Below are 26549 nucleotides of genomic sequence, written 5' to 3'. Positions count from 1 at the left end.
GTGCAGACCCACCGGCTGCGGGGTAGCCCCGGCCGGTGACCGTTCCCCGCCGCGCCGCCGACGGCCGCCTCGACAGCCGCCCCCGCCCCGAGCTCTCCGAGGTCCCCTTCCCGCCGGGGCTGACCACGCTGGACCTGGGCACGTCGGCCGAGGCGGTGGTCGCGGTGCCGCCGGGGGAGGCGGTGCCCCGCCCGCTGCTGGTGTTCTGCCACGGCGCGGGCGGCTCGGCGGCCGACGCGCTGGCGCTGGTCGGCGAGCTGGCCACCGCCCGCGGCGTGGTCGTGGTGGCGCCGTCGTCGGCGGCGTCCACCTGGGACCTGATCGCCGGCGGCCTGGGGCGGGACGTCGCCACCATCGACGCCGCCCTGGCCCAGGTCCTCGCCCGCACCGCGGTCGACCGGGTCGCGATCGGCGGCTTCTCCGACGGCGCCTCGTACGCCCTGTCGCTGGGCATCGCCAACGGCGACCTCGCCGAGGCCGTGCTGGCCTTCTCGCCCGGGTTCGCCGCCCCACCCGGCCGGTTCGGCCGGCCGCGGTTCTGGATCGCGCACGGCACCGACGACCGGGTGCTGCCCGTGGCGCGCTGCGGCCGGCGCGTCGCGGCCGAGCTCGCCGCCGACGGTTACGAGGTCACCTACGACGAGTTCGCCGGCGGTCACGTCGTCACGCCGGGGCTGGTGTCCGGGGCGCTGGGGTGGTGGCTGGACGGCCCCGGCGCCTGACCCGGCTCAGCCCCGCGGGTCCTCCGGGGTGGTCAGCTCGACCTGCTCACGCTGCACCCGGTCGGCGACCCGCTGCTCGTCCGTCGTCCAGGAGGTGGCCAGCCGCACCCGCTCGAGCGGCTCCCGCTCGACCGAGACCACCGGGCGCTCGCCGTAGAGGGTCACCCACTCGCCGGTCCGGTCGCCGCCGACCTCGGCCGGCGCGTCCCCGGCCGGGCGTTCGCCCGCGTGGAGCGGCAGGTGCTCGATCCGGGCGCGCTGCCGGGTGACGGTGACCGGCACCATCACCTCCTCGGTGACCTCCTCGATCCGCAGCACCGCCCGGGTCCAGGGCTCGACCACGGTGCTGACCCGGAGCTGCTCCTCCGAGCGGGTCATCGCGGTGTCGCCCGAGCCGGCGGTCGGCACCGGGGCGGTGCCGGAGCGCTCCGCCGTCGGCCCGGTGCCGACGGCCGCGCCGACGCGGTAGTGCGACTGCAGCGTGGCCTCCTCCTCGGGGCTGAGGTGATCCGGGCGGGCGACCCGCGGCGCGGAGCGGACCGCCGTGGCGGCCACGGTCAGGTGCAGCCGCCCACCAGTGAACTCGGCGCCGCTCATCGGGGCGATCACCGGCACCTCCTCGTCGTCGGGTGCGGCGTGCTGCCCCTCGGTGAGACCGATCCAGGTGGGTTGGCCGGTCACGTCGTCGAGGAAGACCGCGGTCACAGTGCCCAGGGGGGTGCCGTCCCGGTCGTCGACGGTCGCCCCGATCACGGGCGGCGGCGCGGAGTCACTGGTCATGCTCTGGTGGGTGCTCCGGTGTGGGCCCGGCTACACATATCCGGCGTGCCGCGGCGGAAGTCGGTTGAGCCGGCCTCCTCGCGCGCGTAGCGTCCTCCGACCGTGTCTCCGACCCCCGCCCTCGCCGAGACCGCCCCCGATCCCGTCCTCGCCGCCGAGCGCGCCCACCTGGCCCGCGCGGCCGACTGCCTGACCCAGATGCGCACCGCCGCCGTCGCGGTCACCGACGCCGGCGTGGACGCCTGGGCCTCCGAGCGGCTCGGCGCCGCCCGGGCCGAGCGGCTGCGCTCCCTGGCCGCCGACCCCGGGGTCCCGCCGTTCTTCGGCCGGACCGACGGGGAGTCCGAGACGTTCCACATCGGCCGCCGGCACGTGCGCGACGCCGCCGGTGACCCGGTGGTCATCGACTGGCGGGCGCCGATGAGCCGGCCGTTCTACCAGGCCAGCGCCGCCGATCCGCAGGGGCTGGCGCGCCGGCGCCGGTTCGGCTTCGCCGCCGGCGAGCTCACCGGCTACGAGGACGAGGTGCTGGCCGAGGGGCAGGGGCAGGACAGCGCGTTCCTCCGGCAGGAGATCGAACGCCCGCGCAGCGGCCCGATGCGGGACATCGTGGCCACCATCCAGCCCGACCAGGACGACATCGTCCGGGCGCCGCTCACCGAGTCGATCTGCGTGCAGGGGGCGCCCGGCACCGGGAAGACCGCCGTCGGGCTGCACCGGGCGGCCTACCTGCTGTACACGCACGGCGAGCAGCTGGCCCGCACCGGCGTGCTGGTGGTCGGACCGAACCGGGCGTTCCTGCGCTACATCGAGCAGGTGCTGCCGGCCCTCGGTGAGGTGGAGGTCGACCAGGCCACCGTCGCCGACCTGACCGCCCGGGTGACCGTCCGCGCGCACGACGAGCCGGCCGTCGCCGTCCTCAAGGGCGACCCGCGGATGGCCGAGGTGCTCCGGCGGGCGCTGTGGGGCGGCGTCCGGAAGCCGGTGGACTCGGTGCAGGTGACCTTGTCGGGGCGGAAGTACCGGATCGGGGAGGACCGGCTCAAGCGGTTCGTCGACGACCTGCGCCGGGCCGGCACCAGCGGCGCCGACGACCAGCAGCTGGTGCACTACGCGGCCGGCCGGGAGCGGCTGGCCATGGGGTTGGCCGAGTACGCCCGGCGGCTGAAGGAGGCCGGTGGCGGCAGCCCGACCGACGCCGAGACCCGCCGGTGCGCCCGCAGCGCCGAGGTGCGCGCCTTCTGCGACGCCGTCTGGCCGGCGGTCGACGCCGCCGGGCTGGTGCACGACCTGCTCACCGACCCCGCACGGCTGGCCCGCGCCGCCCGCGGCGTCCTCACCGCGGAGGAGCAGGCGCTGCTGCACCGGCCGAAGGCGCCGCGGTCGGTGAAGAGCGCGCCCTGGACCGCGGCGGACGCCGTGCTGGTCGACGAGGTGGCCGGCCTGCTGGAGCGCACTCCCGGCTACGGGCACGTCGTCGTCGACGAGGCGCAGGACCTGTCGCCGATGCAGTGCCGGGTGATCGCCCGGCGGCTGGGTGCGGGCTCGCTGACCGTGCTCGGCGACCTCGCCCAGGCCACCAGCCCCTGGTCGGCGCCGGACTGGGCGCAGACGCTGGCCGGGCTGGGCCGGCCGGAGACGACGATCCGGCCGCTGACCCGCGGCTACCGGGTTCCCGGCGAGGTGCTGGACTTCGCCAACCGGCTGCTGCCGCGGATCGCCCCCGGGCTGCCCGCGGCGACGGCGGCGCGCTCGGAGCCGGGCGCGCTGCGGCTGCGCCCGGTGGGGACGCTCGCCGGGCCGCTGGCCGCGGTGGTCGCCGAGCTGGCCGCGGCCGAGGGGTCGACCGGCGTGGTCTGCGCCGACGCCGACGTCGCGGAGGTGGTCGGGATGCTGGCCGCCGCCGGCCTGGAGGTGGCGGCGCTGGCCGACGACGGCAGCGCGCCCACCCGGCTGTCGGTGGTGCCGGCGACGCTGGTGAAGGGGCTGGAGTTCGACCACGTCGTCGTGGTGGAGCCGGCGGCGATCGTGGCCGCCGAGCCGCGCGGGCTGCACCGGCTCTACGTCGTCCTCACCCGCGCGGTGAGCAGCATGGTCGTGCTGCACCGCGGCGACCTCCCCGACCTCCTGTCCCAGGCATAGGAAGCTCCGCGCCCGGTTCCACCGCCAGACCGGGTGCAGAGCATCCTTTGCCTGGGTGGGGACCCGGCGTCCCTAGGCTGCGGGGCATGTCCTCCCTGCGTCGAGCCCTGCGCGTGTCCCCTGCCCCGGTCCGGCTGGCGGAGATCGACCCCCGGTCGACCCCGCACGTGCCGGGGGACAAGGACAGGACGAGGGACGTCCTGCGGGCCGACGCCGACCGGCTGGCCGAGCTGCAGCAGCGGCTCTACGCCGAGGGCACCGGTGGCAGCCGGCGGCGGGTGCTGCTGGTGCTGCAGGGCATGGACACCAGCGGCAAGGGCGGCGTCGTCAAGCACGTCGTCGGTGCGATGGAGCCGCACGGCGTGCACGTGGTCTCCTTCGGCAAGCCGACGCCGGAGGAGCTGCGGCACTCCTTCCTCTGGCGGGTGCGCCGCGCGCTCCCCGGGCCGGGCAAGGTCGGCGTCTTCGACCGCTCCCACTACGAGGACGTGCTGATCGGCCGGGTCCGGCAGCTGGCCGCGCCGGAGGTCATCGAGCGGCGATACCGGGAGATCGCCCGGTTCGAGCGGCAGCTGGTAGCCGACGACGTCACGATCGTCAAGGTCTTCCTGCACCTGTCCCCGTGGGAGCAGAAGCAGCGGCTGCTCGCCCGGCTCGACGACTCGACCACGCGCTGGAAGTTCGACCCCTCCGACGTCGACGAGCGGGCGCTGTGGTCGGAGTACCAGGAGGCCCACGCCACCGCGATGGAGCGCACCGACACCGACATCGCGCCCTGGTACGTCGTGCCGGCCGACCGCAAGTGGTACCGCAACTGGGCCGTCGGGCGGCTGCTGCTGGAGACCCTCACCGAGCTGCAGCCGCGGCTGCCGGAACCGGCCTGGGACGTCGACGAGCAGCGCGACCGGCTCGTCGAGGAGCAGCCGCTCAGCGGCTGACCGCCCGTCGGTCGAGGCGCTCGTCCAGCGCCTGGGTGCACAGCCAGCCGGCGACGAGCACCAGGTGCAGCAGGAACAGCCAGAAGCCGACGGCGATCACGCCGCCGACCACGGTCAGCCCCCCGAAGGGGGCGCCGAGGTCCAGCGGCAGCGACAGGAACAGCACGAACCCCTGTAGGAACCCCGACAGGCAGGCCGCGGTGAACAGCGCACCGGCGCCCACCGCGGCCCACCGCAGCCGGCCCGCGGCCACCACCCCGAAGACCCAGGCCAGCGGCACGGTGAGCACGGCCAGCACGGAGTAGTAGCCGACCGCGAGGGCCGCCAGGCGGTTGCTGACGCCGGGCTCGGCGGACAGCTCGGCGAGCGCCTGCCCGGCCCGCAGCAGCGGCCAGGTCAGCAGCGGGGCGACCAGCAGCAGCGGCAGCGCCAGCAGCCGGCCGCGCCAGGCGGTGAACCGGTCGTGCGCCGGGCTGAACCGCAGCAGCGCCCGGCGCAGGCCCTCCCCGTAGAGCGAGATGGGCAGCAGGGTGAGCAGGCCACCGATCACCGACAGCCCGGTGCCGGCCTCGGCCAGCCGGGCCAGGGCGGTGGGGGCGCCGAGCTCGGCCGGCAGCACCTCGGCCAGCCGGTCGGCCAGCCGCTGCACGGTCCGTGGGCTGGTCACCCAGCTGGTCAGGCCGAGGGAGAGCACCAGGCCCGGGACGACGGCGATGCCCGCGTAGAAGGTGAGGCCGGCGGCGATGAGGGAGGTGTCGCGCCCCCGCAGCCGGCGGCGCACCGACGCCGCGAGGCCCCGCGCCTCGTCCGCCACCCGCACCGCGTCATGTGACCACGGCGCGGGGCATCGCCGCCCGCCGGGTGCGGCTCAGTCGGCGAGACCGCCCACCAGCAGCATGTAGCCGAAGATCACCACGAGGATCAGCACGACGACGCCGGCCAGGATGGCCCGGCTCCGGTTCTGTGTCTTCTTCGGCGGCTGACCCTGGTCGTCCGGGCGGTTCGTCGGGGTGGTCATGGCGTCTCCAGTCGTCGTCGGGACCGGCCGGTCCCGGGCTCTGCTGCCTTCCTTCCCCGGCGGCGGCTGCTCACGCACGGATCCGGGACGGTCACCGCCCGAGCAGGTGCTGGGCCGCGGCGAAGCCGCCCAGCCCGCTGACCGCACCGCCGCGCACGGTGCCCCCGGACGACGCCGCGACCACCCGCGGGTGCGCCGTCGCCACGCCCCAGGTGCCGGCCTGCGCCGGGTCGGTGGCCACCGGCCAGGAGAGGTCGCCGTGGAAGATGTGCCCGCCCGGCATCGCCAGCGCGGCCTCGACGTCCAGGGGTGAGGCCGCCTGCAGGCACGGCCGGCCCTCGGCGTCGGTGGCCAGGCAGTCGGCCAGCGGTTCGGTGAGGTGGTCGTCGAGCTGCGCGACGACCCGGCGCACCGCCTCCTCGCGGGTGCCCGCCGGGTCGGCCGCGTAGAGCTCGGCCGGGGTGTGCAGCCCGAAGAGGGTCAGCGTGTGCAACCCGGTCGCCACGGTGATCGACGGGTCGGTCAGCGAGTGGCAGTACACCTCGAACGGGACGACGTCGGGCAGCCGCCCGGCCACAGCCTGGGCGTACGCGGCGTCGATGGCCGACGCGGACTCGTCGACGTGCACGGTGCCGCTGAACACCCGGTGCGGGTCGTCCCCGGAGCGCAGCCCGGGCAGCCGCCGCAGCACCATGTTGACCTTGAGCTGCGAGCCCGAGGGCCGTGGCGTGGCCGGCGCGCCGAGCAGCTCGTCGAGCACGGCCGGCGCGGCGCCGCCCACCACGTGCCCGGCGTCGGCCGCGTGCGCCGTCCCGTCGTCGTCGGTCCAGTGCACCGTGACCCCGTCGGCGCGGGCCTCGATCGCGGTGGCGGTGGCCCGGGTGACCAGCCGGGCGCCCGCCGCGCGGGCGGCGGTGGCGATCGCGCCGCTGACCGCGCCCATGCCGCCCACCGGCACCCGCCAGCGGCCGGTGCCGTTGCCGACCAGGTGGTAGAGGAAGCAGCGCCCGGCCAGCCCGTCGGCGGCGTGCACGTCGGCGAAGGTGCCGATCAGGCCGTCGGTGAGGGCGATGCCGCGCACGTCGTCGTCGGACAGGTGGTCGGCGACGACGTCGGCCAGCGGACGCTCGCGCAGGTCGTGCCAGATGCCCGGGTCGCGCAGCCGGCCGGCGAGCTCTGCCTCGCTGGGCAGCGGCTCGGTGAACGTGGGCGCCAGGTCCTCGGCCAGGGTGGCCAGCCGGCCGTAGAACCGCTGCCAGCCGGCCAGCTCGGCGTCCCCGCCGGTGAGCGCGCGGAACGACGCCGCCGTCGCCGGCCCCTCGTCCCGCTCGACCAGCAGCGCGCGGTGCCGGCCGTCGCGGCGCAGCGGCGTCCAGGACGCGACCGCGCGGTCCCGCAGGTCCAGCGGCAGGCCCAGGTCGGTGCCGATCCGGTCGGGCAGCAGGCTGACCAGGTAGGAGTACGCCGAGAGCCGGACGTCGACGCCGGGGAACACCTGCTGGCTGATGGCGGCGCCGCCGAGCACGTCCCGCTGCTCGAGCACGAGCACCGACCACCCGGCGCGCGCCAGGTAGGCGGCGGCGACCAGTCCGTTGTGCCCACCCCCGACCACGACCGCGTCGTAGCGGGCCGCGGTGCTCACGCCAGCTCCCGGGCGAAGAAGACCGCGTGCGGGTCGTCGGCGCCGACGTAGTGCCCGAACGCCTCGACCGGCCGGTAGCCCGTGGACCGGTACAGCGCGATCGCCTCCGGCTGCCGGACGCCGGTCTCCAGCCGCACCGTCGTCCACCCGCGGGTCACCGCCTCGGCCTCCAGCCCGGCGAGCAGCAGCCTGGACACCCCTCGCCCACGGGCGCCGGGGACGACGTACATCCGCTTGATCTCCGCCTCGTCCGGCCCCAGCGGGCGCAGCGCGCCGCAGCCGATCGGGGTGCCGTCGTCGTCGCGGGCGAGCAGCACCACCGCGACGTCGGCGGCGGACGGCGGCACCCCGGGTTCGCCGGCGCCGTCGTAGCGGGCGCGCAGCTCGACCTGCTGGGCGGCGGTCAGCGCGACGACGTCCGGGTCGTCCCAGGGAGCGGTGGCGAGGGTCGGCACCGGGTCATCCTGGCGCGCCGTGTTCCGGGTCCCTCTAGCAGGTGCCCGGGCCAGGGCCGGCGACCGCCGCGCCGGGGGAACGCCCAGCCCCTGGTGCGGTGGCGGCGCAGGGGTGCGGAGCCGCTGGCGGAGCGTGACGGGAAGGGGCCGGCAGGGTGCGTGGTGGCGCGGTCCGGGGCCGGCGGCCGGACCGTCCGGCGCCGACGGTGGGTGCCCAGTTCAGGACGCGTGTCGGCGTCCCGGGCGCGGACGAGACCGGGGCCGTGGACGTCGGCGGTCCACAATCCCGGCGCGCCGATCACGCGCGGTGAGCGTGTTGCAGCACACGCACGGAGTTTCTCAACAAAATCGCAAAGAGCCTTTGTCACGAGCCCATAACGCCCTTACGGTGGTCCGCGGTCCGGACGGGCACCTCAGCCACCTCTCGGTGGCGACCGACCAGACCGCCGCCGAACTCCGCGGCCCGTGCACTCCGGCGGGCCAGGGGACCGGGGACCCACCGCAGCACTGGGGTGAAGCACTGCGCGGCCCAGCCGGGCCGCACGTGCCGGGTGTCTTCCCATCCGAACCCGTCAGCTAACTCGGTAGGCGGCACGTTGGAAGAAAGGACCACCCGCCGAAGATGGCGAGTTCGCTCAACCCTGCCCGTCGCGGGTCCACTCCCCGCCGGGCCGTCGTCACCTTCTTCGCCGCCGGTGCCCTCGTGGCCACCACCCTGCTGGCCCCCGCGCCCGCCGCGGCCGAGCCCACCACCTCCGCGGAGGCGGCCACCCTGGTCGCCGAGCGCGCCCACGAACTCGAGGTCGTCACCGAGCAGTTCAACGACGCCCGCGTCGAGCTCGAGACCAAGCAGGCCGAGGTCGACGCCGCCGTCGCTCAGGTCGAGGCCGCCGAGGCCGCCCTGGCCGGCGCCCGTGACCGGGTCCGGGAGGTCGCCCGCAGCGCCTACACCGGCGACCAGCTGAGCACCCTGCAGGCGATGCTCACCAGCGAGTCCGCCGACGAGCTGATGGACCGCGTCGGCACGCTGGGCTCCATCGCCGACCACAACAACGGGATCCTGGGCGAGGCCGTCGCGGCCGACGAGCAGGCCACCGAGGCCCAGGCCGCGGCCGAGGCCGCCGCCACCGAGGCGCAGGCCCAGCTGGACCGGGTCGAGCAGCAGCGCACCGACCTGAACAAGCAGATCGCCGAGTACCAGGCGATGTACGAGCGGCTCTCCGCCGCGGAGCAGGCCGCCTCCCGGGCCGAGGCCGAGCGGCAGCACGCCGCCGAGGCCGCGGCGGCCGAGCAGGCCGCCGGCTCCGGTTCCGGTTCCGGCTCGGGTGGCGGCGGCAGCGCCGCCCGCGCCGCAGCCCCGGCCGCGCAGGCCCCGTCCGCCCCGGTCGTCGCCTCCAGCGGTGCCGCGGCGACCGCGGTCAGCACCGCCATGGCCCAGCAGGGCAAGCCCTACGTCTGGGCCGCCGCCGGCCCGGGGTCCTTCGACTGCTCCGGCCTGGTGCAGTACGCCTACGCCGCGGCCGGCATCTCCGTGCCGCACTCCAGCCGGGCGCAGGCGACCATGGGCCGCGCGGTCTCCCGCGGCGAGCTGCAGCCGGGCGACATCATCGCCTTCTACTCCCCGGTCAGCCACGTCGGCATCTACATCGGCAACGGCCAGATGGTGCACGCGCCGACCTCGGGCGACGTCGTCAAGGTCGCCAGCATCGACGTGATGGGCAGCATCACCGCGATGCGGCGGATCGCCGGCTGACGCCAGCGCTCCAGCACGAACACCGGTGCCCCGGTCGCCTCGCGGCGGCCGGGGCACCGGTGTCTCCGCGCCCTGCAACGGCCCCCTCCCGGGTCCTGCCCTGAGCCTGCGAAGGGTGGGGAGGAGGGGGTCCTTCATCACATCCGGGAGACCACGGCACCGGTGGTTCGTTGTCCCCGGTCGTGGCTGCCCGACTGCTCGCCCCCGCTCCCGTCGCCCGCACGTTCCGCGTCGTCGCCGTCGCCGAGGCGGTGTCCTGGGTGCTGCTGCTCGCCGGGATGTTCGTCAAGTACGTGCCGGAGACCTCCGAGGTCGGCGTCCAGGTGTTCGGCCCGGTGCACGGTGCGGTCTTCATCGCCTACGTCGCGGTGACGCTCGTCGCCTGGCGGGTGCTCGGCTGGTCCCTCGGCACCACCATCCTCGCGCTGGCCGCCTCGGTGCCGCCGCTGGTCACCCTCTGGTTCGAGCACTGGGCCCGCCGCACCGGCCGGCTGCCGGTGGGGGAGACCGCAGCCGCCCGGGCTGGCTAGCCTCCCGGCATGGCCGAGCCCGTGCTGCCCTCCACCGCCCGCACCCTGCTGGCCCGCACCGCCCGCGTGCAGCGCGACGGGCGGGCGCCCAGCCTGGTCGCCGGCGTCGTCCGGGGCGGCGGGCTCGCCTGGTCGGCCGGGCGCGGGGACGTCGCCGACCCGCACACCGACGTCCAGTACCGCCTCGGTTCCATCAGCAAGACGGTCACCGCCCTGGTGGTGATGCGGCTGCGCGACGAGGGGGCGCTGGGCCTCGACGACCTGCTGGACGAGCACCTGCCGGGCACCCCGCTGGGTGACCGCACGGTCGGTCAGCTCCTCTCCCACCTCGCCGGGGCGGGTTCGGAGAGCCCGGGCGGCTGGTGGGAGCGCGTACCCGGCGGATCGCTGGCCGAGTTGCCGCTCAGCGACGACGACGTGGTGCTCGGCGCCGCCCGGCGGTTCCACTATTCCAACCTCGGCTTCGGCCTGCTCGGTGAGCTGGTCGCCCGGCACCGCGGCCGGCCGTGGGCGGACGTCGTCCGGGACGAGGTGCTGCTGCCCCTGGGCATGACCCGCACCACCCCGCGTCCCAGCGGCGCTGCCGCCCAGGGCCACGCGGTGCACCCGTGGGCCGACGTCGTGCTGCCCGAACCCGAGCACGACGCCGGGGTGATGGCCGCGGCCGGTCAGCTGTGGGCGACGCTGGCCGACCTGGGGCGGTGCGCCGTCTTCCTGCTCGGTGACACCGCCGACGTGGTCTCCCCGGCCACCCTGGAGGAGATGACCGTGCCGGCCGGGGTCGACTCCGCCGCGGCCGGCTGGTCGGCGTACGGCCTGGGCCTGCAGGTGGTGCGCGCCGACGGGGTGACGCTGGTCGGCCACGGCGGCTCGATGCCCGGGTTCCTCGCCGGGGTGTTCGTCGACCGGGCCGAGCAGGCGGGCGCGGTGATGCTGGCCAACACCACCAGCGGGCTGGACCCGCTCGTCCCCGGGCTGCTGGCCGACCTCCGGGCGGCCGAGCCGCGCGTCGTCGACGCCTGGACGCCGGCGCCCCCGCCGGTGCCGCTGGACGTCCTCGGCGTGTGGTTCTGGGGGCCGGCCCCGCACGTGCTCCGGGCGCAGGGCGACCGGCTGCTGCACCTGGGCCCGCTGCCCGGCCGCCCCGGCCGGGCCAGCCGGTTCACCGCGCGGGCGGACGGCACCTGGGTGGGCCTGGACGGCTACTACGCGGGGGAGACGCTGCGGATCGCCCCGGACCACCTGGACCTGGCGACCTTCGTCTTCACCCGCACGCCCTACGACCCCGATGCGCCGGTGCCCGGCGGGGTGGACGCGCGGGGCTGGCAGGGGCGAGCCTGAGGAAACGGCCCCGCTGCAGGGTCATCGCCGCGAGCGTGCGAGTGGCGGGGGGCAGCGGGGTCCGTCACCGGTCGAAGGCGTCCATCGTCGTCTTGACCACCGCACCGTAGGCCAGGTGCGGGACGAGGTCGCTGAGCCAGTCCGTGGTCGACCAGGTGCGCGGGTCGGTGATGCCCAGGGCGGTCATCGGGCCGTTGGAGCCGATCAGCACGCCGACCGTCGTCAGGGCCGTCCCGACCAGCGGCTGGGAGCGGAACCCGGCGGCGCGGGCCACCCCGGCGAGGACCCCGATGCCGATGCCGGCGGCCAGCCCGGTCATCGGGCCGAGCCCCTGCACCCGGTTCTGCCGGGTCTCCTCGTCGCCGGGGATCTGCACGTGCACCTTGTCGGCGAGCGCCTCGACGGTCTGCTCCGGGGTCGAGCTGCTGCCCCGCCCGCGCGTCACCATGTCCAGGTAGGTGACGGCGTTCAGCGCCGTCGTGCCGGCCGCACCGGCGGCGGCGCCGCGCAGCACCCAGCCCAGCGTGCTGATCCCACGCCGGCCCTTGCCGATGGTGCCCAAAGAGGTCCGCTTCGCCATGATCGCGGCCCTACCCGGCCCGGGCGGCGGGTGAAACGGGGCTCAGTCGCGAGTGAGGACCAGGACCGTCGCACGGCGGGCGGCCCGGCGGTCGCGGACGGCGACGAGGGCGCCCATCAGGACCGCGACGCCCGCGGTACCGGCCACCAGCGCCAGCGCCTTCGCCGCGTCCGCCTCCTCGGCCTGCGCGCCGACCGGAGGGCCCGGGGACGGCGGGTCCGCCACCGCGGCGATGTCCCGGACCTCCGCCGCCAGCTGAGGGCTGAGCGGGGCGGTGCCGCCGCAGAGGTCGGCGGCGAGCTGACCCTCCGGGAGGTCCGGCGGGTCGGTGGCGAAGACCAGGAACGGTCCGTCACCCGCCAGCTCCAGGCCGCAGCTGGCGCCGGAGTCGGCGGAGACCACCTGCTGCCGCGGGTCGGCCACGCCCTTGTGCAGGGTGTCGACGGCGAAGACGTGCAGCGCAGGGGCGCCGCTGCTGCGCCCCGACCCCGCCGGCGCCGGCACCTCGCGGGAGACGAGCGTGCCGGTGAAGACGGCGTCGGCCCGGGCGAACTGCTCGTCGGTGCCCGCTCCGGCGCAGCTGCAGGCCCAGGCGGGAGGTGCGGCGGCCCAGCCGCCGACCAGCAGGGCGCAGGTCAGCAGGGCGCAGGCCAGCAGGGGAGAGGTCAGCGGCGCGGTCGCCGGCCTGTCGCGCGCGGCGTCAGCATGCTCGCGGCCGGGCCGGTGTGCCAGTACCCCGGCGGCCGCCGGCCCTCAGCCCGCGCCGGCGCCGTCCTCGCCACCGCGGGTGGGCGCGGCGGCGCGCTCCAGCAGGGGGGCCATCCGGTGGTCGACGAACCGGCGCAGCGCGAGGTTGGTGTCGGTGCGCTGCACGCCGGGGATCGCCAGCACCTGCTCGCTGATCCGCCAGAGGTCGTCGGCGTCGACGGCGACCACCCGGACCAGCAGGTCGGCGACGCCGGAGAGCCCGGTGACCTCCAGGACCTCCGGGATCGCCGCCAGCGCCTCGGCGACGTCGGCCAGGCTGCGCTGCACGACCTGCACCGTCACGTAGGCGCCCAGCCGGTAGCCCAGCGCCTCGGGGCGCACCCGCCGCTCGAACGGCTCGAGGGTGCCGGCGGACTCCAGCCGGGCCAGCCGGGCCTGGACGGTGTTGCGGGCCAGGCCGAGCGTCTGCGCCAGCGAGAGGACGGTGGCCCGCGGGTCCTCCGACAGGGCCAGCAGCAGGCGGGCGTCGGTGGCGTCGAGTCGGGTCGTGCCGGCGGTCACGATGCGCAGTCTGACATGCGAGGACGTCCTACTACCGGGCATCGTGCGCACCCCATGGGACGGATCTTGCGCAGATCGGCCGCGTGGTGATCTGCTGCTCGGTGCTCTGGCGTGCCACCATGTGTGAGCGGCGCCACACCCGGGCGCCGCGAGGACGTCCAGCGCGGGAACCCCGGAGACCCCGGGCCCCGCGAGACGGCGAGGAGGGACGCGCATGACCGCGCTGTCGCACACCACCGAGGTGGTCGACCCCATACCGGGAGCCGGTGCTCCCCATCTGCCCGGGCAGCCGGGGCTCGTCCAGCTGCTCACGCCCGAGGGCGAGCGGGTCGAGCACCCCGACTACGCGCTCGAGGTGAGCGACGAGGAGCTGCGCGGCCTGTACCGCGACCTGGTGCTCGTCCGCCGCTGGGACACCGAGGCCACCGCCCTGCAGCGGCAGGGCGAGCTGGGGCTGTGGGCGTCGCTGCTCGGCCAGGAGGCGGCCCAGGTGGGCGCCGGCCGGGCGCTGGCCGACGACGACATGGCCTTCCCGACCTACCGCGAGCACGGCGTGGCCTGGACCCGCGGGGTCGACCCGCTGCACGTGCTCAGCCTCTTCCGCGGCGTCGACCAGGGCGGCTGGGACCCGGTGGCCACCGGGTTCAACCTCTACACCGTCGTCATCGGCGCGCAGACCCTGCACGCCACCGGCTACGCGATGGGCCTGCAGCGCGACGGCGCGGAGAGCGCCACCCTGGCCTTCCTCGGCGACGGCGCCACCAGCCAGGGCGAGGTCAACGAGGCGATGATCTGGGCCGCCACCTTCGCCGCGCCGGTGGTCTTCTTGTGCCAGAACAACCAGTACGCGATCAGCGCGCCGATCGAGCGGCAGTCCCGGGTGCCGCTGTTCCACCGGGCCGGCGGCTTCGGCTTTCCCGGCGTCCGGGTCGACGGCAACGACGTCCTGGCCGTGCTCGCGGTGACCCGGGCGGCGCTGGCCGCCGCCCGCGACGGTCAGGGCCCCACCTTCATCGAGGCGTTCACCTACCGGATGGGCGCGCACACCACCTCCGACGACCCGACCCGCTACCGGCTGGCCAGCGAGCTGGAGGAGTGGAAGCTGCGCGACCCGATCGCCCGGGTCAAGGCGCACCTGTCGCGGAACGGGATCGCCGACCCGGACTTCTTCGCCGCGGTCGAGGTCGACGCCGACGCGCTGGCCGAGCGGATCCGCAGCGGCACGCGGGAGCTGGCCCCGCCGGCGCCCACCGAGATCTTCGACCACGTCTACGCCGAGATGCCTCCCGAGCTGGCCCGCCAGCGTGCGGAGTTCCTCGAGTACCACGCCGGCTTCGAAGGAGCGGGGCAGTGACCGAGACCCTCACCATCGGCAAGGCCCTGAACCTCGGGCTGCGCCGGGCGATGGAGGACGACGCCAAGGTCGTGCTCATGGGCGAGGACATCGGGCGCCTGGGCGGGGTCTTCCGGATCACCGACGGCCTGCAGAAGGACTTCGGCGAGGACCGCGTCGTCGACACCCCGCTGGCCGAGGCCGGCATCCTCGGCACCGCCGTCGGGCTGGCGATGCGCGGCTACCGGCCGGTGTGCGAGATCCAGTTCGACGGGTTCGTCTTCCCCGCCTACAACCAGATCGTCACCCAGGTGGCCAAGCTGCACGCCCGCTCGAAGGGCCGCCTGCCGATGCCGATCGTCATCCGCATCCCGTTCGGCGGCGGCATCGGCGCGGTCGAGCACCACAGCGAGAGCCCGGAGGCGTACTTCGCGCACACCGCCGGGCTCAAGGTCGTCAGCATCAGCACCCCGGCCGACGCCTACTGGGGCATCCAGCAGGCGGTCGCCCACCCGGACCCGATCGTCTTCCTCGAGCCCAAGCGGCGGTACTGGGAGAAGGGCGAGGTCGACCTCGACGGCGCCGCGGCGCCGCTGTTCGCCTCCCGGGTGGTCCGCGGTGGCGACGACGTCACCGTGCTCGCCTACGGGCCGATGGTGAAGACGGCGCTGCAGGCCGCCGCGGCCGCGGCCGAGGAGGGCCGCTCGCTGGAGGTGGTCGACCTGCGCACCCTGTCCCCGCTGGACCTGGAACCGGTGTACGCCTCGGTGCGGCGCACCGGCCGGTGCGTGGTCGTGCACGAGGCGCCGCTGACCCTGGGCCTGGGCGCGGAGATCGCCGCCCGGGTCACCGAGACCTGCTTCCACTCGCTGGAGGCGCCGGTGCTGCGGGTGGGCGGGTACGACACCCCGTACCCGCCGTCGAAGCTCGAGGAGGACTACCTCCCCGACCTCGACCGGGTGCTGGACGCCGTCGACCGGGCGATGGGCTACTGATGGCCGAGCTGCGCCAGTTCCGCCTCCCCGACGTCGGCGAGGGGCTCACCGAGGGCGAGATCCTCGCCTGGCTGGTCGCGGTGGGCGACACCGTGGCGGTCAACCAGCCGCTGTGCGAGGTCGAGACGGCCAAGGCCGCGGTCGAGCTGCCCTCGCCGTTCGCCGGCACCGTCGTCGAGCTGCTGCACGAGGCCGGGACGACGGTCGACGTGGGTGCGCCGATCATCACCATCGACACCGGGAGCCCGGCCGGCGACACCCCCGAGCCCGCGACCGCGCCCGCCGAGGAGCGCACCGCCGTCCTGGTGGGGTACGGCCCGCGCACCACCGAGCCCCGCCGTCGTCCCCGCCGGACCACCGCGGTCCCGGCCGAGGCCGACCACGGGAGCGGCGGGAACCACCCGCCGCTGCTGGCCACCGCGCCGGACACCACGGTCAAGCCGGTGCGCCACGGCGGGCTGGAGACCGGCCGGGCCACCGAGGCCGCGGCGCTGGCCGGGGAGCCGGCCGCACCGGCGACCCCGGCCGCGCCCGGGGCCGGCGCGCTCCGGCCGCTGGCCAAGCCACCGGTGCGCAAGTACGCCAAGGACCTGGGCATCGACCTGACCACGATCACCGGCACCGGGGACGGCGGGGTGATCACCCGCGCCGACGTCGACGCGGCGCGCGCCGCGGCCGACCGGCCCGCCGGGGTGGCGACCGCGCGCACCGAGACGGTGCTGGACGAGACCCGGATCCCGATCAAGGGCGTGCGGAAGCACACCGCGGCGGCGATGGTGAGCAGCGCCTTCACCGCGCCGCACGTCACCGAGTTCCTCACCGTCGACGTCACCCGCACGATGAAGCTGCGTCAGCGGCTGACCGCCCGCCCCGAGCTCGCCGAGGTCAAGGTCAGCCCGCTGCTGTTCGTCGCCAAGGCGCTGCTGCTGGCGGTGGGCCGGCACCCGATGGTGAACAGCAGCTGGGACGAGGCCGCGCAGGAGATCGTGGTCAAGTCCCAGGTGAACCTGGGCATCGCCGCCGCGACGCCGCGGGGCCTGGTCGTCCCCAACATCAAGGACGCCGGCCGGCTGTCACTGGCCGAGCTGGCCGGGGCGCTGAGCGAGCTCACCGCCACCGCACGCGCCGGGCGCACGTCCCCGGCGGACATGACCGGCGGCACGATCACCATCACCAACGTGGGGGTGTTCGGCGTCGACACCGGCACGCCGATCCTCAACCCCGGCGAGTCGGCGATCCTCGCGTTCGGGGCGATCCGGGAGATGCCGTGGGTGCACAAGGGGAAGGTCGTGCCCCGGCAGGTGACCACGCTGGCACTGTCGTTCGACCACCGGGTCATCGACGGCGAGCTGGGGTCGCGGTTCCTCGCCGACGTCGGCGGGCTGCTGCACGACCCGGGCACGGCCCTCACCTTCTGACCGGGGCGACGGCCCGGACATCGGCGGTGGGTCCGTCGTGCTGGTCCGCGCGGCGGCGCCCGTCCTGGTCACGGGACGGCTCGGCGGTGCTTGCGGGCGGCGCGGCGGCGTTAGCGTGCTCCGGTGACCGACCTCGACCGGCTGCTGTCCTTCGCCGCCCGTTCCCGCGTGCCCGGCGGCTTCGGCTGGCAGGGCGGGGACGGCGCCGTGCTGCCCGACCGCCCGCTGCAGACCTGGATCACCGCGCGGATGACCCACGTCTTCGCCCTGGCCGCGCTGCTGGGCCACCCGGGGGCGGCGGAGCTGGCCACCCACGGGGTCGATGCGCTGCGTCGCGGTCCGTTGCACGACGACGGCCACGGCGGCTGGCGCTCGGCCACCGACGACGACACCAAGGCCGCCTACGTGCACGCCTTCGCGGTGCTCGCCGGCGCGACGGCCACCACCGCCGGGATCCCCGGCGGCCGGGAGCTGCTCGACGAGGCCCTCGGCGTCTGGGAGGGGCGGTTCTGGGACGACGAGGCGGGGCTCGCCCGGGAGTCCTTCGACCGCAGCTGGACCACCGGTGAGGACTACCGGGGTGCCAACGCGAACATGCACGGGGTGGAGGCGATGCTCGCCGCCGCGGACGCGCTCGCCGGCACCGATCCCGGCGCCACCGCCCGGCTGCGCACGCACGCGCTGCGGGCGACCGAGCGGATCGTGCACGGCTGGGCACGGGAGCGCGACTGGCGGCTGCCCGAGCACTTCACCGCCGGCTGGGAGCCGCTGCCGGAGCTGAACCGGGACCGGCCGGCCGACCCGTTCCGGCCGTACGGGGTCACGGTCGGCCACCAGTTCGAGTGGGCCCGGCTGTGCTGGCACCTGGCGGCCGCCCTCGGCGAGCACGCCCCCGGCTGGCTGCGCACCGACGCCGACGGGCTGTTCACCGCCGCGGTCGAGCGCGGCTGGGCCGCCGACGGCCACCCGGGTTTCCCGTACACGCTGGACTGGTCCGACCGGCCGGTGGTGGTCGCCCGGATGCACTGGGTGCTCTGCGAGGCGGTCGCGGCGGCGGCGGTCCGGTTCGCCGTCACCGGCGACCCCCGGACGGCGACCCTGCAGCACCGCTGGGAGGAGCTGGGCGAGCGGCTGTTCCTGGACGAGGAGGTGGGCAGCTGGCACCACGAGCTCACCCCCGAGGGTGCGGTCGCGGAGGTCACCTGGGCCGGCAAGCCGGACGCCTACCACCTGGTGCAGATGCTGCTGCTGCGCGAGGCGCCGGTCGCCGGCAGCGTCGCCGCCGCCCTGCGGACCTCCTGACTCCGCGCCCCCGCCAGAATGGCCATTTCGGCGGGGTGGAGCCGCGGAACGGCGACGTCCGGTGACCCCGGGTGTCCGGCTGAGTGCGATCGGGTAGGGCGCTCCCTCGACGGCATGATCCCGAGCAGAGGAGGAACGCCCACATGGCCACCGTGGAGAAGTCCATCGACGTCGACGTCCCGATCCGGACCGCGTACGACCAGTGGACCCAGTTCGAGTCGTTCCCGCAGTTCATGAACGGCGTCGAGCGGATCACCCAGCTCGACGACCGGCACACCCACTGGGTCACCAAGATCGGTGGCGTGGAGCGCCAGTTCGACGCGGAGATCACCGAGCAGCACCCCGAGGAGCGGGTGGCCTGGAAGAGCACCGACGGCGAGGCCAAGCACGCCGGCGTGGTCACCTTCCACAAGATCAGCGACAACACGACCCGGGTGATGGTCCAGCTGGACTGGGAGCCCGAGGGGGTCGTGGAGAAGGTCGGCGCTGCCGTCGGCGTCGACGACCGGCAGATCAGCGCCGACGTGAAGCGCTTCAAGGAGTTCATCGAGAGCCGTGGCACCGAGACCGGTGCCTGGCGTGGCGAGGTCCCGCGCGAGGGCTGAGCCCGGACGAACGACGGCGCCCGCCCCCTCGGTCGAGGGGCGGGCGCCGCGGTGACGTGCTGGAGCGGCCCCTCTGCAGGGTCCCGCCGCGAGCGTGCGAGGAGGGGGGCAGAGGGGTCGTTCAGTCGGCGTCGAGGTCGCTGGCGACCATGCCGGCGATCCGGTCGAGCACCGCCTCGTCGTCGCTGCTGACGGTGACCTCGGTGCCCTGCTTGGCGCCCAGCGTCATGATCATCAGCGGCGAGCCGGCGTCGATCGGGTTGCCGCCGGGGGCGGCCAGGGTGACCGGCACCCCGGACTTGGTGACGGCCTCGGCGATGAGCGCCGCCGGGCGGGCGTGCAGACCGACGGCGGAGCCGACGGTCACGGTCTTGGAGGGCATCGGTGCCTGCCTTCTGTGGTCGGGTGCTGGTGATCAGTGTGCCGGTCGGGCGACGGCGGGCTGCGCCGGGGAGCTCCCGGCGCCGGGGCCGCCGGCCACGTCGGTGGTGAGGTCGGCACCGGGGCCGACCTCGGGGGTTCGGCCGATGCTCTTGGCGATGGTGACCGCGAGGGCGCCGACGATCATCCCGGCGATGACGGCCACCACGAACATCGCGATGCCGGACATCGCGAAGAGCACGAAGAAGCCACCGTGCGGAGCCCGCAGCTCGACCCCGCTCGCGGCCACGATGGCACCGGTGGTCGCGCCGCCGAGCATCATCGACGGGATCACCCGCAGCGGGTCGGCCGCGGCGAACGGGATCGCGCCTTCGGAGATGAAGGACGCGCCCAGCAGCCACGCCGCCTTGCCGTTGTCCCGCTCGGCCGGGGTGTACAGCCTGGGCCGGATCGCGGTGGACAGCGCCATCGCCAGCGGCGGCACCATGCCGGCCGCCATCACGGTGGCCATGATGACCAGTTGCTGCCGGCCGCCGTCGCCGGCGATGGCCGCGGTCAGCCCGGTGGTGGCGAAGACGTAGGCGGCCTTGTTCACCGGACCGCCGAGGTCGAAGCACATCATCAGGCCGAGGATGATCCCGAGCAGGATGGTCGCGGCACCGGTGAGGCCGTTGAGGAAGTCCCCCAGCCCCTCCAGGGCCAGGGCGAGCGGCCGGCCGAGCAGGACGACCATGATCCCGCTGGAGATCAGCGTGGCCAGCAGCGGGATGATCACCACCGGCTGGAGACCGCGGGCGAAGGCGGGGAGCTTCCAGCGGCTGATCCACAGCGCGGCGAAGCCGGCGATGATGCCGCCCACCAGGCCGCCGAGGAAGCCGGCGCCCACGGTCAGGGAGACCGCGCCGACGACGAAGCCGGGGACGATGCCCGGCCGGTCGGCGATCGCGTAGGCGATGTAGCCGGCCAGCGCCGGCACGAGGAAGCCGAACGCCGCCTGGCCGAGCACGGTGCACAGCGCGCCCAGGTAGCCGAGCAACCCGTCGTTGAGGCCCTCGATGCCCCCGGCACTGGGCAGGTCGAAGAAGTGGTTGTTCAGCGCCCAGTTCAGCGCGTAGCTCTGCGCGCCGTCGGTGGCCGGGTCGGCGTTGACGATCTGGTAACCGCCGAACAGGAAGCCCAGCGCGATGAGCAGGCCGCCCGCCGCGACGAACGGGATCATGTAGCTGACGCCGGTGAGCAGCCAGCGGCGGATCTCCGACCCGACACCGGGCCGGTCGCCGGTCGCGGCGGGGGTGGCGCCGTCGGCGGCGGTGCCCGGCACCCGGCGGGCGTTCGGGTCGTCGGCGGCGGCCAGCGCCTCGCGGATCATCACCGCGGGCTCGTTGATCGCCCGCTTGGTGCCCGACTGCACGAGCGGCTTGCCGGCGAAGCGGTCCCGGTCCTTGACGCCGACGTCGACGGCGAAGATGACGGCGTCGGCGTTCCGGATCACCGCCGGGTCCAGCGGGGTCGAGCCCGACGAGCCCTGGGTCTCCACGTGCAGGTCGACGTCGAGCTCGCGGGCGGCGACGGTCAGCTTGTCCGCGGCCATGTAGGTGTGCGCGATGCCGGTGGGGCAGGCGCTGACCGCCACGATGCTGCGGCGGGCCCGCTCCGGCTCGACCGGCGCCGGGGTCTGCGGCGCCGGCGCCTCGGCGGCCGGGGTCCCGGTGGCAGGGGTCCCGGTGGCAGGCTCCGCCGGGGAGACGACGTCCTGCACCAGGCCGACCACCTCCTCCGGCGTCCGGGCCGCGCGCAGCGCCGCGGTGAACTCCGGGCGCACCAGGGCGCGGGCCAGCGCGGTGAGCAGCGTCAGGTGGTCGGCGTCGCCGTGCTCCGGGGCGGCGATGAGGAACGCCAGGTCGGCGGGGCCGTCGGGGGCACCGAAGTCGACCGGCGGGTCGAGCCGGGCGAACGCCAGCGAGGCCTCGGTGACCGCCGCGGAGCGGCAGTGCGGGATGGCGATGCCGCCGGGCAGCCCGGTGGCCGCCTTCGCCTCCCGGGCCAGCGCGTCGTCGGCCAGCGCCTCGGCACCGGTGGCCCGGCCGGCCCCGGCGACCACCGAGGCCAGCCGGTGCACGACGGCGTTCTTGTCGGGACCCAGGTCGGCGTCGAGCGCCACCAGGTCGGTCGTGATCAGTTCGGGCATGGTCGTTCCCCCGGGGTCAGTGGGCGTCGGCGCCGGTGGCCGGAACGGCCGCGGCAGGGTCTGGGTGGCCGGGCAGGCCGGGTGTGACGGAGACGGCGGCGCGGTCGATCTGCGCCGGCGCCGGCACCGCCGAGCCGGGCAGCGCGGCGCTGGCCGTGCCGTAGGCGACCGCGGTGCGCAGCCGCTCGGCCGGCTCCTCGCCGGCCAGGTCGGCCAGCACGTAGCCGGCCAGGCTGCAGTCGCCGGCGCCCACGGTGCTGCGCACCGCGACCCGCGGCGGGCGCGCCGACCACAGCCCGCCGTCGGCGGTGGAGAGCACCGCACCGTCGGCACCCAGGGTGAGCAGCACCTCCGCGACTCCGCGCCGGTGCAGGGTGGCGACCGCGGCGAGGGCGGCGTCCGGGTCGTCGGCGACCGCGGCCTCGGGGAGGCCGGCGAGCTGCGCCAGCTCCTCGGTGTTCGGCTTGAGCAGGTCCGGCGCGGCCTCCGGGCCGGCCGCCAGCAGCGCCAGCAGCGGCCCCTCGGAGGTGTCGACGGCGATCCGCGCACCGGTGCCGCGCAGGGCGCGCACGAGGGTGGCGTACCAGTCGCCGGGCACGCCGGGGGGCAGCGAGCCGGACAGCACGACCCAGCGCGCCGTCCGGGCGTGCTCGAGCAGCGTGGCCTGCAGGGCGACCAGCGCCGCGTCGTCCAGCGGGGCGCCCCGCTCGTTCAGCTTCGTCGTCGTGCCGTCGGGCTCGGTGAGCGTGTAGTTCGTGCGCACCGGGGTGCCGATGGGCACGGTCGCCAGCGGCAGGCCGAGTGCCTGCAGTGCCCGGACCAGCGGGTCGTCGTCGGCCGCGGGCAGCACCGAGACGACGTCGGCCCCGGCCGCGGCGACGGCGCGGGAGACGTTCACGCCCTTGCCGCCGGGCTCGGTGGAGCTGCCGCCCAGCCTGGTCACCACGCCCCGTTCCAGCCGTCCGGGCAGGTCCATCGTCCGGTCCAGGCTGGGGTTGGCGGTCAGCGTGACCACCCGCCCCTGCGGTGTGGTGTGCGTTCTCATGCCACGAGCACCTCGATCCCCTGCGACTCGAGCTCGGCGACGACGGCCGGGTCGGCCTCGTCGTCGGTGACCAGGACGTCGACGTCCTCGACGGCCGCGAAGCGCACCAGGTGCTCCCGGCCGAGCTTGCTGCTGTCGCCGAGCACGACCACCCGCTGGGCGGCACGGGCCATCGCGCGCTTGACCGCGGCCTCCGCCTCGTCGGGGGTGGAGAAGCCGTGCCCGGCGCTGATCCCGTTGGTGCCGAGGAAGACGACGTCGGCGCGCAGGTCGGTGAGCGCGCTCACGGTCGACTCCCCGACGGCCGACTGGGTGATGCCGCGGACCCGTCCACCCAGGACGTGCAGGGTGACCGCCGGGGCGCCGGCCAGCCGGGCAGCGATCGGCACCGAGTTCGTGGCCACCACGAGCGAGCGGTCGGGCGGCAGCAGCTCGGCGAGCGTCGCGGTGGAGCTGCCGCCGTCGAGGATCGCGCTGCCGTTCGCGGGCGGCAGGAGGGCCAGCGCCGCGGCGGCGATCCGGCGCTTGGCGTCGGTGCGCGTGCTGCGCCGCTCGCCCAGGCCCGGCTCGACGACGGCGAGGGTGCCCACGGGCACGGCGCCGCCGTGCACCCGGCGTAGCATCCCCGCGCGTTCGAGGACGGCGAGGTCGCGGCGGACGGTCTCTGTCGTCACCCCGAAGTGCTCGGCGACCGCGGTGACCGCCACGCGGCCCCGCTGGACGACCAACCCGGCGATGGCCTGCTGCCGCTCCTCCGCGTACACGTCCACCTCCGGGTGCTTCGTGCTCGGGGATCACGGCAGGCTCGGGGATCACGCAGGCTCGGGGACCACGGCGACGGAGTGCCCGATCGTGTGGGATCTGCGGTCCGTTTGTGTTGTTCTACGTGGGATCAATTGACAAGTCAAGCCTGATTGGTGACTCTGGTCACCGGACGCACCAGCGTTGTTGCGCGCCGGACCCCCACCCCGCGCCCACAGGCCCGAGCAGACAGTGAGGCCCCGATGTCCTCCTCCTCCACCGGAACCGGGATCCACCCGGCCGACCTCGCGGCACCGGCCGTGCTGACGGGCACCCCCGTGGTGCCGGGGGTGGCCGTCGGGCCCGTGGTGCGTCCGGTCGGGGAGGTGCAGCTGCCCGAGACCGCCGGGCCCCGGGTGCCCGAGGAGCGGCGCGCGGAGGAGAAGGACCGGTTCACCGTGGCCGCCGAGACGGTCGCCGCGCGACTGGCCGCCCGTGCCGCCGCGGCGACCGGCGTGAGCGCCGAGGTGCTGAGCACCACCGCCCAGCTCGCGCGCGACCGCGGCCTGCTGTCCGCGGTCGAGCAGCGCATCGGCGACGGCGCCACCGCGCCGGTGGCCACCGTCAGCGCGGCCGAGCAGTTCATCGAGCTGTTCACCGGTCTCGGCGGGGTCATGGCGGAGCGGGTCACCGACATCCGCGACGTCCGCAACCGCATCGTCGCCGAGCTGACGGGCCAGGGGGAGCCGGGCGTGCCGGCGCCGGAGACGCCCTCGGTGCTGCTGGCCGACGACCTCGCGCCGGCCGACACCGCCGGCCTGGACACCAGCCGGGTCATCGCGCTGGCCACCCGCCTCGGCGGGGCCACCAGCCACACCGCGATCATCGCCCGGCAGCTCGGGCTGCCCTGCGTGGTGGCCGTGGGCGGGCTCGGCGACGTGCCGGTCGGGGCCACCGTCCTGGTCGACGGCGACCAGGGCACCGTGACCGTCGAGCCCGACCCGGCCGAGGCCCAGGCGCGCGTCGAGGAGGCCCGGCAGGTGGCGGCCGCGCTGTCCGGTTACCGCGGACCCGGGGTCACCCGGGACGGGCACCGGGTGCAGGTGCTGGCCAACGTGCAGGACGGCGCCGGTGCCCGCGCCGCCCGCGACGCGCACGCCGAGGGTGTCGGGCTGCTCCGCACCGAGCTGGCGTTCTTCGGCCGCACCGAGGAGCCGACCGTCGACGAGCAGGCCGACATCTACGCCGCCGTGCTGGAAGCCTTCCCCGGCGGCAAGGTGGTCATCCGCACGCTGGACGCCGGCTCGGACAAGCCGCTGCCCTTCGCCACCCCGCCGGACGAGGCCAACCCGGCCCTCGGCGTCCGCGGGGTGCGCACCGCTCGCCGTGACCCGGGCATGCTCGCCCGTCAGCTCGACGCGATCGCGCAGGCCGCCGAGCGCACCGGCACCAGCCCCTGGGTCATGGCGCCGATGGTCGCCACGGTCGCCGAGGCCGCCGAGTTCGCCGCTCAGGTGCGGCAGCGCGGCATGTCGCCCGGCGTCATGGTCGAGGTGCCCTCGGTGGCGGTGCTCGCCGACCGGTTCCTCGAGCACCTGGACTTCCTGTCCATCGGCACCAACGACCTGTCGCAGTACACGCTGGCCGCCGACCGGCTCTCCGCCGACCTCGCCGACCTGACCGACCCCTGGCAGCCCGCGCTGCTGGCTCTGGTCCAGGCGGCCGCCGCCGCCGGTGAGCGCGCCGGGAAGCCGGTCGGCGTGTGCGGCGAGGCCGCCGCCGACGCCGTGCTGGCCTGCGTGCTGGTCGGGATGGGGATCTCCTCGCTCTCCTGCGCCGCCTCCTCCATCGCCGGGGTGGGTGGCCGGCTAGCGACGGTCGACCTCGCGACCTGTCAGCGGGCGGCCGAGGCGGCCCTGGCTGCCGCGGACCCGCAGTCCGCCCGTGCTGCCGTGCGCGAGGTGCTCGCCTCCTGAGGGCGGATCGCCCTGGGCGGGCCCCGTCGGTCACTGACCGGCGGGGCCCGTTTGCGTTCAGTGATCGGCTGGTCGGTGACCGCTGGGTGACGTATCCATGGCCGTCACCCCTCGGGATGAGTGAATCATCGGCAATCTCAGCGACACGACCTTGTTTCCGATGGAATACACGGCAGCGCGCCTGGTTTAATGCAGGCGTAACACCCACGGAAGACCACGGAGAGAAGGCACCACCATGAGCAGCGTGACCTCCAGCTGGCGGCAGCGTCGGCAGGCGGCGCGTACGCGACGCGCCCTCGACGCCGCCGTCGCCCGCACCAGCAGCCCGGCGATGCGCGACGAGCTGCTGACCCTGGCCAACAGCAGCCAGTTCAGCAACCTCCTGCGCTGACGAAGGACCCCTCACCCCCCGCCACTCGCGAGCTCGCGGCGGGGCCCGGTGAGGGGGCCGGACGCAGGAACGCAGCAGACCCCGACTCCCAGCGGGAGCCGGGGTCGTCTGCTGTCCGGGCCCGGTGCCTCCGCCGCCCCCCCTTATGCCTGGTACGGGGGAGGTCTCAGTCGCGGAGGCGGGCGCGGAGCGCGGCCTGCTCCTCGGCGCCGAAGCCGTGCTGCTCCAGCCAGCCGATCGGACCGCCCCACCGCTGGTCGACCAGCTCCAGCACCCGGCGCATCGTCTCGGCCTTCGGCGTGTGGCTGGCGACGTCCCGGGTGGTCATGTCCTCGGCGTAGGTGGGGCTCTGCCGCAGCTTGGCCACCAGCGCCTCGATGACCTCCGCGGTCTGCGCGTAGTCGGCGATGATCGCCTCCCGGGTCGCGCCGGCCACCGCCAGCGCCAGCGCCGACACCACCCCGGTGCGGTCCTTGCCGGCCGCGCAGTGCACCACGGCGGCGCCCGGACCGGCGGTCAGCGCCCGCAGCGCGGCGAGCACGTTCTCGGCGCTGTCGGTCAGGTAGCCGAGGTAGGAGCGGACGGCGGGCGGCTCGCCCTCGTCGCCGGGGGCCGCCTGGCGGGGCAGCACCGACTCCGCCCAGTCCGCGGGGAGGTGGGCGCGGATCTCCTCGTCGTCCTCCTCGGCGGCGAAGACATCGGTGCGCAGACCCCGTTCGGGCAGCAGCGTGAAGTGCCGGTGGGTGACCGTGTCGACGGCGCGCAGCGGGCCGCGGCCCTCCATCAGGATCTCCGCGGTGGTGCGCAGGTCGATCACGTCGGTCAGCCCCACCTCCTCCACCAGCGTGCGGACGTCGGCATCGCTCAGGGTCTGCAGGTTGTCGCTGCGCAGCACCCGGCCGAACGCCGTCGTCCCGCCGTCGACGGTGGGCAGCCCACCGAGGTCGCGGGTGTTCGTCGTCCCGTCCAGGTGCAGCCAGCGGTCGGTGCGGGTGGAGGTCACC

General features: G+C 75.6%; 26 protein-coding genes and 1 riboswitch. Of the genes, 13 read left to right on the top strand and 13 right to left on the bottom strand.

Going from position 1 to position 26549, the window contains the following annotated elements:
- The first annotated feature begins 35 nt into the window (after nt 1-35).
- Nucleotides 36-722: an alpha/beta hydrolase gene (locus ACI79A_RS03505; protein ID WP_457079977.1), complete on the top strand. Its 687-nt coding sequence runs from the start codon at nt 36-38 to the stop codon at nt 720-722.
- A 6-nt stretch (nt 723-728) separates the two neighbouring features.
- Here the strand turns inward: ACI79A_RS03505 and ACI79A_RS03500 are convergent, their stop codons facing one another.
- Complete coding sequence (locus ACI79A_RS03500) at nt 729-1502, bottom strand: PRC and DUF2382 domain-containing protein (protein ID WP_457079975.1); 774 nt, start codon at nt 1500-1502, stop codon at nt 729-731.
- A gap of 102 nt (nt 1503-1604) precedes the next feature.
- Here ACI79A_RS03500 and ACI79A_RS03495 point away from each other — a divergent pair, with 102 nt between their 5' ends.
- Nucleotides 1605-3644: a HelD family protein gene (locus ACI79A_RS03495; RefSeq protein WP_457079973.1), complete on the top strand. Its 2040-nt coding sequence runs from the start codon at nt 1605-1607 to the stop codon at nt 3642-3644.
- 86 nt (nt 3645-3730) lie between these two features.
- Complete coding sequence (locus tag ACI79A_RS03490; RefSeq protein WP_457079971.1) at nt 3731-4582, top strand: PPK2 family polyphosphate kinase; 852 nt, start codon at nt 3731-3733, stop codon at nt 4580-4582.
- On the opposite strand, the gene ACI79A_RS03485 is transcribed toward ACI79A_RS03490, so the two are convergent.
- From ACI79A_RS03485 to ACI79A_RS03470, 4 genes are all read right to left on the bottom strand, one after another.
- Nucleotides 4572-5402, bottom strand: a complete 831-nt coding sequence (locus tag ACI79A_RS03485) for a YihY/virulence factor BrkB family protein (RefSeq protein ID WP_457079969.1) — start codon at nt 5400-5402, stop codon at nt 4572-4574. The two genes, ACI79A_RS03490 and ACI79A_RS03485, sit on opposite strands and share 11 nt — an antisense overlap.
- Before the next feature lie 48 nt (nt 5403-5450).
- A complete protein-coding gene (locus ACI79A_RS03480; RefSeq protein WP_457079967.1) occupies nt 5451-5600 on the bottom strand; it encodes a hypothetical protein in 150 nt (49 codons plus the stop codon).
- Nucleotides 5601-5691: 91 nt separating this feature from the next.
- Nucleotides 5692-7242, bottom strand: a complete 1551-nt coding sequence (locus ACI79A_RS03475; protein WP_457079965.1) for a phytoene desaturase family protein — start codon at nt 7240-7242, stop codon at nt 5692-5694.
- Complete coding sequence (locus ACI79A_RS03470) at nt 7239-7697, bottom strand: GNAT family N-acetyltransferase (protein WP_457079963.1); 459 nt, start codon at nt 7695-7697, stop codon at nt 7239-7241. The genes ACI79A_RS03475 and ACI79A_RS03470 overlap by 4 nt, the downstream gene beginning before the upstream one ends.
- Before the next feature lie 437 nt (nt 7698-8134).
- A riboswitch (cyclic di-AMP (ydaO/yuaA leader) is annotated at nt 8135-8304 on the top strand.
- A 15-nt stretch (nt 8305-8319) separates the two neighbouring features.
- On the opposite strand from ACI79A_RS03470, the gene ACI79A_RS03465 reads away from it, so the two are divergent.
- The 3 genes from ACI79A_RS03465 to ACI79A_RS03455 all read left to right on the top strand — a co-directional run bounded on the left by ACI79A_RS03465 (nt 8320) and on the right by ACI79A_RS03455 (nt 11321).
- Entirely contained in the window at nt 8320-9450 is a 1131-nt protein-coding gene (locus tag ACI79A_RS03465; protein ID WP_457079961.1) for an NlpC/P60 family protein, read from the top strand.
- Between the two features lie 182 nt (nt 9451-9632).
- Entirely contained in the window at nt 9633-9980 is a 348-nt protein-coding gene (locus ACI79A_RS03460; protein WP_457079959.1) for a DUF3817 domain-containing protein, read from the top strand.
- A 9-nt stretch (nt 9981-9989) separates the two neighbouring features.
- A complete protein-coding gene (locus tag ACI79A_RS03455; protein WP_457079957.1) occupies nt 9990-11321 on the top strand; it encodes a serine hydrolase domain-containing protein in 1332 nt (443 codons plus the stop codon).
- Between the two features lie 64 nt (nt 11322-11385).
- On the opposite strand, the gene ACI79A_RS03450 is transcribed toward ACI79A_RS03455, so the two are convergent.
- The 3 genes from ACI79A_RS03450 to ACI79A_RS03440 form a co-directional block, all read right to left on the bottom strand.
- Nucleotides 11386-11901 carry a hypothetical protein gene (locus ACI79A_RS03450; RefSeq protein ID WP_457079955.1) on the bottom strand — a complete coding sequence of 172 codons (516 nt, stop codon included), beginning with the start codon at nt 11899-11901 and terminating at the stop codon, nt 11386-11388.
- Between the two features lie 42 nt (nt 11902-11943).
- Nucleotides 11944-12405, bottom strand: coding sequence for a hypothetical protein (locus tag ACI79A_RS03445; protein WP_457079953.1), 462 nt, complete (start codon nt 12403-12405; stop codon nt 11944-11946).
- A 249-nt stretch (nt 12406-12654) separates the two neighbouring features.
- Nucleotides 12655-13170 carry an Lrp/AsnC family transcriptional regulator gene (locus ACI79A_RS03440; RefSeq protein WP_457079951.1) on the bottom strand — a complete coding sequence of 172 codons (516 nt, stop codon included), beginning with the start codon at nt 13168-13170 and terminating at the stop codon, nt 12655-12657.
- 214 nt (nt 13171-13384) lie between these two features.
- Here ACI79A_RS03440 and pdhA point away from each other — a divergent pair, with 214 nt between their 5' ends.
- From pdhA to ACI79A_RS03415, 5 genes are all read left to right on the top strand, one after another.
- On the top strand, nt 13385-14524 hold the full coding sequence (gene pdhA, locus ACI79A_RS03435) for a pyruvate dehydrogenase (acetyl-transferring) E1 component subunit alpha (RefSeq protein WP_457079949.1): 1140 nt from the start codon (nt 13385-13387) through the stop codon (nt 14522-14524).
- A complete protein-coding gene (locus ACI79A_RS03430) occupies nt 14521-15498 on the top strand; it encodes an alpha-ketoacid dehydrogenase subunit beta (protein WP_457079947.1) in 978 nt (325 codons plus the stop codon). The genes pdhA and ACI79A_RS03430 overlap by 4 nt, the downstream gene beginning before the upstream one ends.
- Nucleotides 15498-16916 carry a dihydrolipoamide acetyltransferase family protein gene (locus ACI79A_RS03425; protein WP_457079945.1) on the top strand — a complete coding sequence of 473 codons (1419 nt, stop codon included), beginning with the start codon at nt 15498-15500 and terminating at the stop codon, nt 16914-16916. Before ACI79A_RS03430 ends, ACI79A_RS03425 begins: the two co-directional genes overlap by 1 nt.
- Nucleotides 16917-17039: 123 nt before the next feature.
- Nucleotides 17040-18218, top strand: a complete 1179-nt coding sequence (locus ACI79A_RS03420; protein ID WP_457079943.1) for an AGE family epimerase/isomerase — start codon at nt 17040-17042, stop codon at nt 18216-18218.
- 143 nt (nt 18219-18361) lie between these two features.
- Nucleotides 18362-18823, top strand: a complete 462-nt coding sequence (locus ACI79A_RS03415) for an SRPBCC family protein (RefSeq protein WP_457079941.1) — start codon at nt 18362-18364, stop codon at nt 18821-18823.
- A 121-nt stretch (nt 18824-18944) separates the two neighbouring features.
- Here the strand turns inward: ACI79A_RS03415 and ACI79A_RS03410 are convergent, their stop codons facing one another.
- The 4 genes from ACI79A_RS03410 to ACI79A_RS03395 are packed head-to-tail and all read right to left on the bottom strand — an operon-like array spanning nt 18945 to nt 23207.
- Nucleotides 18945-19205 carry an HPr family phosphocarrier protein gene (locus ACI79A_RS03410; protein ID WP_457079939.1) on the bottom strand — a complete coding sequence of 87 codons (261 nt, stop codon included), beginning with the start codon at nt 19203-19205 and terminating at the stop codon, nt 18945-18947.
- Between the two features lie 33 nt (nt 19206-19238).
- Entirely contained in the window at nt 19239-21392 is a 2154-nt protein-coding gene (locus ACI79A_RS03405; RefSeq protein ID WP_457079937.1) for a PTS fructose transporter subunit IIABC, read from the bottom strand.
- Nucleotides 21393-21408: 16 nt separating this feature from the next.
- Entirely contained in the window at nt 21409-22437 is a 1029-nt protein-coding gene (locus ACI79A_RS03400) for a 1-phosphofructokinase family hexose kinase (RefSeq protein WP_457079935.1), read from the bottom strand.
- Entirely contained in the window at nt 22434-23207 is a 774-nt protein-coding gene (locus tag ACI79A_RS03395) for a DeoR/GlpR family DNA-binding transcription regulator (protein ID WP_457079932.1), read from the bottom strand. Before ACI79A_RS03395 ends, ACI79A_RS03400 begins: the two co-directional genes overlap by 4 nt.
- A gap of 234 nt (nt 23208-23441) precedes the next feature.
- Between ACI79A_RS03395 and ACI79A_RS03390 the strand changes: the two genes are divergently transcribed.
- Together ACI79A_RS03390 and ACI79A_RS03385 are read left to right on the top strand one after the other, a co-directional pair.
- Nucleotides 23442-25154 (top strand): phosphoenolpyruvate--protein phosphotransferase, encoded by a 1713-nt coding sequence (locus ACI79A_RS03390; protein ID WP_457079930.1) that lies wholly within the window; start codon nt 23442-23444, stop codon nt 25152-25154.
- A 235-nt stretch (nt 25155-25389) separates the two neighbouring features.
- Nucleotides 25390-25545: a hypothetical protein gene (locus tag ACI79A_RS03385; RefSeq protein WP_457079928.1), complete on the top strand. Its 156-nt coding sequence runs from the start codon at nt 25390-25392 to the stop codon at nt 25543-25545.
- 166 nt (nt 25546-25711) lie between these two features.
- Here the strand turns inward: ACI79A_RS03385 and ACI79A_RS03380 are convergent, their stop codons facing one another.
- A complete protein-coding gene (locus ACI79A_RS03380; protein WP_457079926.1) occupies nt 25712-26548 on the bottom strand; it encodes a tyrosine-protein phosphatase in 837 nt (278 codons plus the stop codon).
- Between the last annotated feature and the right edge of the window lies 1 nt (nt 26549).

It is taken from the genome of Modestobacter sp. SYSU DS0657 (assembly GCF_054050925.1).
This window is presented reverse-complemented; position numbering and strand designations above follow the sequence as displayed.